Below are 10,261 nucleotides of genomic sequence, written 5' to 3'. Positions count from 1 at the left end.
CAGAACTCCGGATCGGCGGCCGACTGCACGACACCGCGCTCGGCGTCGGCCTGCCACAGCTGGGTGCGGGAGGACGTGCAGGGCGCCGTGATGACGTCCGTCCCCTTCTCGAAGTAGCCGTCGCGGACGTCCAGGCACAGCCCGCTGGCAAGGTTCACCACGCGCGCGTACGAGGCGCCCGGGGGCCGGAACGAAGGAGTCGGCGTCGGCGTCGCACTGGGCTTCCGTGACGGCGGCGGAGCCGAACTCCTCGTAGGAGAAGGGGACTTTGAGCTGGCGGACGGCGAAGGTGAAGGCGACGACGGAGTCGCCGGGACCGTCGCTGTCACCGTCACCGGCGGCGCACTCGTGGGACTGCTCACCGCGCTCACCGGGTCCTGACCCTCCTCGGCGGAGCCCTGTGTCAGCAGGAAGACCAGCAGCGGCGCCAGCGCCACCCCCAGCGCCGCCGACACCAGCGCGAACCGCCGGGACAGCGGCCAGTCGGGGCTCGCGGCACCCGTGCCCTGGTCGCGGGGTGAGGAGTCGTCCGAGACGTACGCCGTCCCCGCCCACGGCAGCAGCCCCTCGCCCAGCGTTCGGCGCGGGTCGTCCCGCAGGGCGGAGAGCTCCTCGTAGGCGGCCGTACAGGTCGCGCAGCGCGCCATGTGGGTGTGCAGGTCGGCGCTTCCGCGCGGGCTGTCCGGTCGTACCGATTCCTCGATGAGGCGGTGGAAGTCACGGCAGTCGGGGTCGTCCGAGGCGGCCAGGCGGGCGCGCAGACAGGCGCGGCCGAGCTGTTGGAGGGCCGCGCCCGTGCCGTAGGTCACGTCCTCGCGGGTGATGCCGAGGAAGGCGGCCGTACGGTCGGCCGGTTCGCGCTCCACACACGCGTACCAGATCACGCCCTGCACGCGCGCGGGGAGCGACTGGAACGCGCCGAGCATGGGCGGCACGGGGCCGGACGGACCCGCCGCGTTCAGCACGAGCAGCAGCCCCGCGTCGAGGCCCGCCGCGTGCTCGTCCGTGGCCCAGGTCGCGGCCAACCGCCCGGTGAGCAGCAGGAGTCGGTGCCGCCAGGGCCCGCCGGGGTCGATCCCGCGAGCCGTCTCCCGGGCGGCGAGCGTGAAGACCTGGGCCGCCAGCTGCCGGGCCACGGAGTCGCTCGTGGCGCACAGCCGGGCGTACCTCAGTACGGCGGGCAGATGGCGGGCGCGCAGCTCCTGGAGCGCCGCGAACGCGGTGGCGGAGTCGGCGCGCAACAGCTCGGTCAGCCGTACGTCACTGTCGTCGGCCCACGCCATCAACTGCCTCCTCGCGGCCCGCACCTACTGGCGGGTATGACCCGCACATAGTGGTGGAAGGGAAGTCGTGGGGAAAGAGTTTCCGTCGGTAACTCACAGTGTGGGCACAGAAAAAGCCGAACGGCCCGGTCCATGAAGGAACCGGGCCGCTCGACAGGTCCGACGGAGGACGGCCGTCACTCCTCGACCGTCAGCCCCTTGCGCAGCCTCACCAGAGTCCGGGACAGCAGCCGGGAGACATGCATCTGCGAGATGCCGAGCTCGTCGCCGATCTCCGACTGGGTCATGCCCGCGACGAACCGCAGGGAGAGGATCTTGCGGTCCCGGGGCGGCAGTTCGGCGATCAGCGGCTTCAACGACTCGACGTACTCGATGCCTTCGAGTCCGTGGTCCTCGTAGCCGATGCGGTCGGCGAGCGCACCCTCGGCCTCGTCCTCCTCCGGCTGGGCGTCGAGCGAGGAGGCGGTGTACGCGTTCGACGCCGCCATGCCCTCGACGACCTCGTCGTTGGTCAGGCCGAGCCGCTCGGCGAGCTCGGCCACCGTCGGGGCGCGGTCGAGCTGCTGGGCCAGTTCGTCGCCCGCCTTGGCCAGGTCGAGCCGGAGTTCCTGAAGCCGGCGCGGCACGCGCACGGACCAGGAGGTGTCCCGGAAGAAACGCTTGATCTCACCCACGATGGTGGGCATCGCGAAGGTGGGGAACTCGACTCCGCGGCTGAGTTCGAAGCGGTCGATCGCCTTGATCAGGCCGATGGTGCCGACCTGGATGATGTCCTCCATGGGCTCGCTGCGCGAGCGGAAACGGGAGGCGGCGAACTTCACCAGCGCGAGGTTGAGTTCGACGAGCGTGTTGCGGACGTAGGAGTACTCGTGGGTCCCTTCCTCCAGCGACTCAAGGCGCTCGAAGAGGGTCTTGGACAGGGCCCGTGCGTCCACCGGCCCCACCTCGTCGTAGGGGGGTATCTCCGGTAGTCCGGCGAGTACGTCGTCCTGCTCGATGGGATCCAGATGTTCCGGGGGGGATGTCGACGTCGCCTCATGGGTATGCGATGCGTCGAGCCGGGGTGACATGGTGTCCTCCATCGTTCTCGGCATATGGCTGCCGATGCCAATACGTGCACTGTCGGTGTGCGGCGCCTCCAAAGCCGGCCGTGTTGGTTTCGTGTTCCTACTAGCCCTACCCGCTTTCCCGAGGTCATCGCAAGTGCGTTCTGTGGTGAAATGTCCGTTTCTGGGTGGATGTTCGGGTGTCGAAGGGCGCAGGGAAGGCGTAGTGTTCGAGGGCGTCAGTCAGCAGCCACGACGTCGGGAGTGAGACACGGCATGGACCGCGGGACAGTCGGCAGCGCACAGTCCGGCCGACTTCTGGTGGAGGTGCGGGAAGAGGGCTCCAGTGCCGTCGTGACCCCCGTGGGTGAGTTGGATCACCACACCGCCGATTTGTTGCGTGAACCACTTGAGGACTGCCTTGAGAAAGGGTTCAGCCGATTGGTCGTCGACTGCGCGCGGCTCGACTTCTGTGACTCGACCGGACTCAATGTGCTCCTCGGCGCCCGTCTGAAGGCGGAGGCCGCCGGGGGTGGTGTCCACCTCGCGGGGATGCAGCCGGTGGTCGCGCGGGTGTTTGAGATCACAGGGGCGGAGGCGGTTTTCACCGTCCATGACAGCCTTGAGTCCGCGCTGACCGACGAGGCCGACTGACCCTCGTGGCGGCCCCGCGCGCCGCACCGGCCGTCTCATGCGGAACGCCACTCTCCGGACGTCACGTGATTCGTGCCGAATACGGGGGTGTTCCGCCGGTCCGCTCGGGCAGGAGACATCCTGAACATGTCGCTGTCATGGTGGCGTGGATACCGGACCGGACCTCTGTAGTGACTGACGTCTTGAATCGTGAACTGGTGAATCGGTGAGGTGAAGCGCTGATGAGCACCACCCGGCCCTACTCGCCGGGCGACCGCGGCCCCGAGCCCAGCGGCGCTTCCGGGGTGTCCGACGCCGGCGCGGCCGTGCCGCCCGAGCCGGCGGCGGGCCGGCAGGTTCGCAGCCTCGGCCTCGACGGGCAGAGCGGTGTCGTGCCGCTCGCCCGTGACTTCACCCGTCAGGCGCTGTACGCGTGGGGCTGGCTGCCGGCGGCCACCGCCGATCGGCGGGCCGCGGCGGAGGATGTGCTGCTGGTCGTCTCCGAACTGGTGACCAACGCCTGTCTGCACGCGGAGGGTCCTGACCAGCTCCGGATCACCTGCGGCAACAAGGTCATCCGCCTGGAGGTCTCCGACCGCGGCACCGGTCAGCCGGCACCCCGCACCCCGCACCGCGCGGGCCGCCCCGGCGGCCACGGCATGTTCATCGTGCAGCGGCTCTGCCTGGACTGGGGGGTCGTACGGACCCCGGGAGCCACCGGCAAGACGGTCTGGGCCGAGCTCGGGGCTCCCGCCTAGGGGTTACCCCGGGTTATCCCCTGGCCCTCGCCTCCACTCGAACCCCCTTCCGTGCGCGCCGGATCGTCACAACTCCGGCGCGCATCGTGTCTTCCCTCCTCTCGGCCCCGGGCGTACCTTGACGGCCGATCTGATGTGCCGTCAGGAATCGAGAGGGAGCGGAACCGTGTCGTACCGGAAACGAACCGCGCTCGCGTCCGTCGCGGCCCTGGCCGGCTCGGCGGTGCTGATGGCCGCCCCCGCAGCCCGGGCCGAGGTCGTCGACGTCAACTACCAGTGCAAGACCCCGATCGGCGACAAGAGCGCTGTCTCGCCCATCGACATCAAGGGTGTCCGGAGCGGCGGCGGCTACAAGATCACCATGTCCTGGCAGAAGGGCGTCTCCTCCAGCCCGGTCGAGCTCGGCAAGGGGGCCATGAACCCCAGCGCCACCATCAAGCTGGGCGGCGCCGACAGCGGCACCATGACGGTGACAGGACCGGCCAACCAGGAGGCCGTCCCGGCCGACACCCCCATCAAGATCAATGACCTGACCGGCACGTACACGCCGAAGAAGTCCGGCAAGGTCACCTTCACCCCGGCCGTGCTCACCATCAAGGCGCTCGGTACGACGACCACGTGCACCCCGTCGAACAGCCCGGGCCCCGCGCTGACCCTCGACGTGAAGGCCGCGAGCGGAGCCGGAAGCGGAACCCAGAGCGGCAGCGGCTCCGAACTTCCGCAGACCGGCCCCGAGGACTCGGCCGTCGCCCTCGGCACCCTCGGCGGCACCGTGCTCCTCGCGGGCGCGGCCGGCGCGCTGTGGCTGACGCGGCGGACCCAGACGGTACGCCGCTGAACACCTCGTACCAGCGTTGGAGCCGCCCATGTCGCTGACCGCCCGTGTCCTTCCCCCCGCCCTGCTGCTCCTGCTGGTGGCCGCCCCGCCCGCGGCCGCCGCCGGGGACTGGTCCGTGGCGCCTTTCGGCGGCGGGCGCCCCTCCTTCTACGCCGAGGGCGCGCCCGGGGCGGTCCTTCAGGACACGGTGTCGGTGACCAACCGCGGCGGCCAGCCGGTCACCGTCCGCCTGTCCGCCACCGGCGCCCGGGTCGTCTTCGCCCGCTCCGAGGTCCGCGTCCCGGCCCGCACCCGCGCCGACGTCCCCTTCACGGTGACCGTCCCGGATGCCGACCGCTCCGCGGGCATCGTCGTCTGCGGCCCTGACGGCCGCTCCAGCTCGGTCACCCTCCATCTGCGCGCCGAGGTCCCGCAGTTGGCCGCGCTGACGGTCGAGCAGGTGAAGGTCACCGGGGCCGGCATCTCGTACGAGATCGTCAACCGCGGCACGACCACCCTCGAACCCCGCCTCGCCGTACGCGCCGACGGCCTCTTCGGCCCGCTCCTGAACCGCCCCGCGCGCGCCCTCCCGGTCGAACTGTCCCCGGGCGAGCGCGTGAAGCTCACCGAGCCCTGGCCCGACCGCCCGTCCCTGGACACGGCCGAGGTCCGGCTGACCGTGACCGCCGGGGGAGGGGCCCGCGACACGGCTCGGGCGTCGGCGCGGTTCGTGCCGTGGGGATCGGTGGCGGGCGGTGCGGGGGCGGTGGCGGGCGCCGCCTTCTTCGTCGTACGACGTCGTCGGCGCCGTACGGACGACGTGGCCGAACCGCCTGGTGGAGGCGCCGAGTTGACGGGAGCGGTGAAGTGAACGGCAAGGTGCGGATCTCGGCGCTGCTCGTCTCGCTGCTGCTGGCGCTGTCGGTGGCGCCCGCCTCGGCCGCCGATCCGCCCACCGTGAAGCTCTCCAAGTCACAGGCGGGCACGGGCGGTTCGGTCACCGTCAGCGGTCAGGGCTGGCGGTCCCGGGCGCTGCTGATGATCCTGATCTGCGGGCAGTCGGTGCCGTCGACCGGCGTGACCGGGGGCACCGACTCCTGCGCCAACGCCGACGGCCGGGCCGTGACGACCGATGCCGAGGGCCGGTTCAGCCGGAAGCTGCCGGTGGCCGAGCCGCCGGTGCCGTGTCCGTGCGTGGTGCATGTCGCCACCGTCCAGGGCGCGAAGGCCGAGGCGGACGCCGTGTTCCAGGTGGCCGGGCACGCGGTCGAACCGCTGCCCGCGGACGCCTCCGGCGGGCGGCTGTCCGTCCTCACCGACACCCGTCTTGACGGCTCCGGCTCGCTGCTGACCTGGTTCGGGGCCCCGCCCTCCCGCACCCTTGTCTTCACCGTCGGCAATGTCGGCACCTCGGCCGTGAAGAACCCCGTCTTCCAAGTCGGCACCTCGCACGGGGTGTTCGCCCCCGAGTGGCAGGAACAGCAGTGGCGCGGCACGATCGCGCCCGGCGCGAAGGCGCGTATCGAGCTGCCGGTCGAACTCGCCGCCGGAGCGCACGGCGGCTACACCGTCTCGCTGAAGTACGGCGGCAAGGTGATGGCCGAACAGCCCTGGGGCGTGGGCCGCCCCTGGGGTGTGACCCTGTTCTGGATCCTGGTCTGCCTGGTCGTACCGGCCGCGCTGTTCCGCGTCGGCATGGCCGTGGTGGACCGGGTACGGCCCCGGCCGCGCCTGCGCCGCCATGGGCTGCGCCTGCCCGAACTCGCCCTGCGCCTACCGGGGTTGAAGCCCCGCGAGGAGGCCAGGCACTCGATGTCCTCGACCCTGCCGTGGTTCACCCCGGACTCCGATCCGGGCACGGCCGGTCGACTCTCCGCACCGCACGACGACAGCCCGACGAGTCCTACGACTCCCACCAGGAAGGGACCCACGTGAGCAAGCGAAGGAGAGTCATACCGGTCGTCGCGGCCGTACTGCTGCTGGGCTTGGGCGCCGCTCCGGCCCAGGCCGCCGAGGTGTCCTACGCGACCGAATGCGTCCCGCCGTCGATCTCGGGGCTGCCGCCGGTCCAGGGCACCACGAAGGTGGAGATCACCGCGCCCGGGACGGCGAAGGTGGGCGAGGAGGTCGAGGTGGTCTGGAAGTTCGTCCAGGCCGCCTCCAAGAACCCCGACCTCATCGACCTGCCCGCGAACTCCGTGCAGCCCAGCGGCACGCTGAAGGCGGCCGGTGCGCAGGCCGCGGACATCGCGATGCAGGGGCCGCGGGAGAACCCGGCGATCCCCAAGGGCGGCGACATGGTGCTGTCCGACATGAAGGGCAAGTTGAAGCTGACGACGCCCGGCGAGGTGACGCTGACGCCGGACGCGTACGCCATCAACGCCATGTCGACGGACACGAAGTGCACGCCGAAGGAGACGGTGAAGCCGGCGGCGACGATCAAGGTGACGGCGGGGGAGGGGAGTCCACCGTCTCCGTCCCCTCCGTCCCAGCAGCCGAGCGCGTCCCCCTCCGAGACGGGCGGTGGCGGTCGGACCGACTTCACCGGCAAGGAGGTCCAGGTCCCCTACGCCTGCAAGACCCCCATCGGTGACAAGAACGCGACCTCGCCGGTGCAGATCGACGCCAAGAAGAACGGCGGGAGTTTCGACCTCACGGTGCAGTTCAAGAAGTCGGTGATGGACAGCCCCGCCGACATCCCCAAGGACTCGGTCAAGCCGTCCATGGAGGTGGACCTGGGCGGCGCCGACAAGGGCACGGTCCATGTCGAGGGCCCGACCAACTCCGAGGACATCAAGGCGGGCGACCCGATCGAGATCCCCGACCTCAAGGGCACCTACAAGCCGGGCGCGAGCGGTGAGTCGACGCTCTCGCCGGGCGTGCTGACCATCGAGGCCCTGGGCACGACGACGACCTGCACACCGGAGAAGACGGAGGTCTCGCTGACCCTGGACACGACGGAACAGGAGGGCGGCGCGTCCGGCGGCGGCTCCTCCGCATCGGGCGGCTCGTCGTCGACCAGCGGCGGCACGGACGGCGGCCTCGCGGACACGGGCGCCGAGAACGACGGGTCCCTGAAGGCGCTGGGCCTGGTGGCGGGTACGGCGGTGCTGCTGGGGGCAGCGGTGTTCACGTTCATGCCGGGGCGAAGGGCACGCTGACTCCGGCAGGGGGCGCGGGGGACCGCGCACGGAGCCAAAACGAACGGGGCCGCTGCAACCCAGGAGGATCGCAGCGGCCCCATTCGCGGCTCGGATCACGTCAGTGCACGCCGCCCATGAGTTCCTTGACCCGCTTGCGGTACATCCACACCGCCACACCGGCGACCACCGCGAGCGTGGCCTCCAGGGCGACGACGCCCGTCTTGTTCAGGTCGACGCCGCCGATGGACAGCAGACCCGTCGTGGCGTCACCGGCGGTGACCGCGAGGAACCAGACGCCCATCATCTGCGAGGCGTACTTCGCCGGCGCCATCTTCGTCGTCACCGACAGACCCACCGGGGACACCAGCAGCTCACCGACGGTCTGCACGAAGTAGATCGCCACCAGCCACATCGCGGCCGCCTTGTGACCGCCCTCGGCGATCGACAGCGGGGCGAGGAACAGGAAGAAGGACGCGCCGACCAGGACCAGACCCGAGGCGAACTTCACGATCGTGCTCGGCTCCTTGCCGCGCCGGTTCAGCGCGAGCCAGAACCAGGCGAAGACCGGGGCCAGGGCCATGATCAGGACGGGGTTGACCGACTGGTACCAGGAGACCGGGAAGTCCCAGCCGAGGACGCTGTTATCGGCCGAGGAGTCGGCGAAGATCGACAGGGTCGAGCCGCCCTGGTCGTAGATCATCCAGAAGACGGCCGCGGCGACGAAGAACCAGATGTACGCGGACATCGACTTCTGCTCGGTGCGGTCCAGGTCCTTGTCGCGCTTGATACGGACCAGGACCATCGTCGGGATGATCACGCCGAGCAGGGTCAGCGGGACCAGGATCCAGTTCAGCGTGTAGCTGCCGGAGAAGCCGACGATCGCGTAGAAGACCACGGCGATACCGGCCCAGATGGCGGCCTTGCGCAGCGTCGAGGACTTCTCCTCGGCGGACAGCGGCGTCGGGACGACGCTGGAGCGCTCCGCGAGGTTGCGGCTGCCGATCAGGAACTGGGCGAGGCCGAGCGCCATGCCGAGCGCGGCGAGTGCGAAGCCCAGGTGCCAGTTCACGTTCTCACCGATGGTGCCGATGATCAGCGGCGCGGCGAAGGCACCCAGGTTGATGCCCATGTAGAACACGGTGAAGCCACCGTCGCGGCGCGGGTCGTCCGGGCCGTCGTAGAGGTGGCCGACCATGGTGGAGATGTTGGCCTTCAGCAGACCCGAGCCGATGGCGACCAGGCCGAGACCGGCGTAGAAGGTGCCCGAGGAGGGCAGGGCCAGCGTGAGGTGGCCCAGCATGATCACCGCGCCGGCGACCGCGACGGTCTTGCGCGGACCCCAGACCCGGTCGCCGAACCAGCCGCCGGGCATGGCGAGCAGGTACACGAGCGACACGTACACGGAGTAGATCGCGGTGGCGGTGGCCGCGTCGAGGTGGAGACCACCCGGCGCCACGAGGTACAGCGGGAGCAGAGCCCTCATGCCGTAGTAGGAGAACCGCTCCCACATCTCGGTCATGAAGAGAGTGGCCAGTCCGCGGGGGTGGCCGAAGAAGGTCTTCTCGGAACCGGGGGTGCCCGGGGAGACCGAGTCCTTCGTCAGGCTGGACGCCATGGTCGTTCCTTGCTGGTCGGGACGCGCGTGTGGAGCGTTGCGCGCCCGGTGGGGCGGCCGGCACCGGCGATGTCGGACCGTCCACCCCACGCCCAGGGGAGTTTGCTCCGGGTTGCGAAGCGGTGGACTCCGACCACCGGGATCCACGCCTCGGCGCGCGACGATGCGCTGTGAGGCCCGGCCACAGGTCATTCCTTTCGCGGCTGGTGGAAACCAGCCCGCACACAAAAGAGACCTTCAGCGTCAAATGCCTCGCCAAAGGTCCCCAGGGTGCTACAGGCGTCCAATCACCATACGGCAGGACAGCGCCTGATATGGAAGGACTTGAGGCACAGATCACAGGTGTCGGGGGAACCGCGCACACCCTTTCGAAGGTCACTACCAGGATCGCACCTCAGAGCTACTGGTTTGTACCAAGGTAAGAACCAGGTAGACGCAAGGTGAGAATCACTCCTGACCATCACGTCCCGGCTCTTGTCATGGGCGGACTACCATCAGCTCATGACCCGTGTACTGCTCGCCGAGGACGACGCGTCCATCTCGGAGCCGCTGGCCCGTGCACTGCGCCGGGAAGGGTACGAGGTCGAGGTGCGTGAGGACGGACCGACGGCGCTCGAAGCCGGGATGCAGGGCGGCGTCGACCTGGTCGTGCTGGACCTCGGTCTGCCCGGCATGGACGGCCTGGAGGTGGCGCGACGGCTGCGGGCCGAGGGCCACAGCGTCCCGATTCTCATCCTGACCGCGCGCGCCGACGAGGTGGACACGGTCGTCGGGCTCGACGCGGGCGCCGACGACTACGTCACCAAGCCCTTCCGCCTCGCCGAGCTGCTCGCCCGCGTCCGGGCGCTGCTGCGCCGCGGTGCCGCGGAGCCGCAGCAGCCGCCGGCGACCCACGGTGTGCGGATCGACGTCGAGTCGCACCGCGCCTGGATGGGCGACGAGGAGCTCCAGCTCACGGCCAAGGAG

Annotated in this window: 10 protein-coding genes; 7 read left to right on the top strand and 3 right to left on the bottom strand. The window is 70.2% G+C overall.

Annotated features, from left to right (window positions below):
* The coding region (locus H4N64_RS43250; protein WP_186288113.1) for an RICIN domain-containing protein at positions 1-1,283 on the bottom strand (1,283 nt) is incomplete at its 3' end.
* 176 nt (positions 1,284-1,459) lie between these two features.
* Positions 1,460-2,353, bottom strand: coding sequence for an RNA polymerase sigma factor SigF (locus H4N64_RS43245; RefSeq protein WP_260860384.1), 894 nt, complete (start codon positions 2,351-2,353; stop codon positions 1,460-1,462).
* Positions 2,354-2,605: 252 nt separating this feature from the next.
* Between H4N64_RS43245 and H4N64_RS43240 the strand changes: the two genes are divergently transcribed.
* From H4N64_RS43240 to H4N64_RS43215, 6 genes are all read left to right on the top strand, one after another.
* A complete protein-coding gene (locus H4N64_RS43240) occupies positions 2,606-2,983 on the top strand; it encodes an STAS domain-containing protein (protein ID WP_186288111.1) in 378 nt (125 codons plus the stop codon).
* Positions 2,984-3,204: 221 nt separating this feature from the next.
* Entirely contained in the window at positions 3,205-3,720 is a 516-nt protein-coding gene (locus tag H4N64_RS43235) for an ATP-binding protein (RefSeq protein ID WP_186288110.1), read from the top strand.
* Between the two features lie 166 nt (positions 3,721-3,886).
* On the top strand, positions 3,887-4,558 hold the full coding sequence (locus H4N64_RS43230; RefSeq protein WP_186288109.1) for an LPXTG cell wall anchor domain-containing protein: 672 nt from the start codon (positions 3,887-3,889) through the stop codon (positions 4,556-4,558).
* 28 nt (positions 4,559-4,586) lie between these two features.
* Positions 4,587-5,408, top strand: coding sequence for a hypothetical protein (locus H4N64_RS43225; RefSeq protein WP_186288108.1), 822 nt, complete (start codon positions 4,587-4,589; stop codon positions 5,406-5,408).
* Positions 5,405-6,472: a hypothetical protein gene (locus H4N64_RS43220; RefSeq protein ID WP_186288107.1), complete on the top strand. Its 1,068-nt coding sequence runs from the start codon at positions 5,405-5,407 to the stop codon at positions 6,470-6,472. Before H4N64_RS43225 ends, H4N64_RS43220 begins: the two co-directional genes overlap by 4 nt.
* Positions 6,469-7,698 carry a hypothetical protein gene (locus H4N64_RS43215; RefSeq protein ID WP_186288106.1) on the top strand — a complete coding sequence of 410 codons (1,230 nt, stop codon included), beginning with the start codon at positions 6,469-6,471 and terminating at the stop codon, positions 7,696-7,698. Before H4N64_RS43220 ends, H4N64_RS43215 begins: the two co-directional genes overlap by 4 nt.
* Before the next feature lie 100 nt (positions 7,699-7,798).
* On the opposite strand, the gene H4N64_RS43210 is transcribed toward H4N64_RS43215, so the two are convergent.
* Positions 7,799-9,295 (bottom strand): oligopeptide:H+ symporter, encoded by a 1,497-nt coding sequence (locus H4N64_RS43210; RefSeq protein ID WP_186288105.1) that lies wholly within the window; start codon positions 9,293-9,295, stop codon positions 7,799-7,801.
* A gap of 501 nt (positions 9,296-9,796) precedes the next feature.
* Between H4N64_RS43210 and H4N64_RS43205 the strand changes: the two genes are divergently transcribed.
* The coding region (locus H4N64_RS43205) for a response regulator transcription factor (RefSeq protein WP_186288104.1) at positions 9,797-10,261 on the top strand (465 nt) is incomplete at its 3' end.

This window comes from Streptomyces cupreus, assembly GCF_014257025.1.
Classification (GTDB): domain Bacteria; phylum Actinomycetota; class Actinomycetes; order Streptomycetales; family Streptomycetaceae; genus Streptomyces; species Streptomyces cupreus.
Note: the sequence above shows the minus strand (reverse complement) of the source record. Positions and strands in the feature narration are given on the sequence as shown.

Bases quoted from the DNA above. Each gene is read 5' to 3' on its own strand.
- H4N64_RS43245 (WP_260860384.1), bottom strand. From the start codon at position 2,353: ATGTCACCCCGGCTCGACGCATCGCATACCCATGAGGCGACGTCGACA.
- H4N64_RS43240 (WP_186288111.1), top strand. From the start codon at position 2,606: ATGGACCGCGGGACAGTCGGCAGCGCACAGTCCGGCCGACTTCTGGTG.
- H4N64_RS43235 (WP_186288110.1), top strand. From the start codon at position 3,205: ATGAGCACCACCCGGCCCTACTCGCCGGGCGACCGCGGCCCCGAGCCC.
- H4N64_RS43225 (WP_186288108.1), top strand. From the start codon at position 4,587: ATGTCGCTGACCGCCCGTGTCCTTCCCCCCGCCCTGCTGCTCCTGCTG.
- H4N64_RS43210 (WP_186288105.1), bottom strand. From the start codon at position 9,295: ATGGCGTCCAGCCTGACGAAGGACTCGGTCTCCCCGGGCACCCCCGGT.